This is a genomic window from Streptomyces macrosporus (assembly GCF_039533145.1).
GTDB lineage: Bacteria > Actinomycetota > Actinomycetes > Streptomycetales > Streptomycetaceae > Streptomyces > Streptomyces macrosporus.
This window is the reverse complement of sequence record NZ_BAAASZ010000046.1, coordinates 1-504: the sequence shown is the minus strand read 5'-3', so window position 1 is coordinate 504 and position 504 is coordinate 1. Positions and strand designations below refer to the sequence as shown.

1 pseudogene is annotated in these 504 nt (G+C 66.9%); it reads left to right on the top strand.

Annotated features, from left to right (window positions below):
- A pseudogene (locus tag ABD335_RS27515) lies at positions 1 to 156 on the top strand (pyridoxamine 5'-phosphate oxidase family protein); the annotation flags it as partial.
- Positions 157 to 504: the final 348 nt, after the last annotated feature.

The window sequence follows — 504 nt, the reverse complement described above, 5'->3', positions numbered from 1 at the left end:
CCCACGGCCGACTGGCAGGAACTCCTCGCCTACTTGAAGGACTTCTACGGCGACGACGACGCCTTCGACTGGAACCGCGAGGTCGTCTACTACCGGCTGAACCCGCACTGGATGACCGTCTACGCCCCCGACCTCGACAAGCTCACCGGCACGTGACGCCGGGCCCGTCGACGAGGGCCTGCACCTGCGCGTACGTGGGTGCGGGGCCGGTCGACGGCGCGCCGTCGCGTACCGCCAGCGCCGTGGCGACGGCCTCGCCCAGCGCCCGGCAAGGTCGCGAGTTGGCCCCGAACCCACGGAAGCAACTCCGCAGAGCACGACGACGGACCCTTGAGTTCCCACCGAGAACCCTTCAGATTGCGTGAACTTACGGGACTCTGGGGGGTTGAGGAACATCGGAACGAAAACCGGCGCTAACGAGTTGGTGCGTGATAGTGGGCGAGGGCGTATGACCTCTCGCGGGTTGTGGTTCAGATGGTCGTGGCGCGATCGGAGACGAGGCCG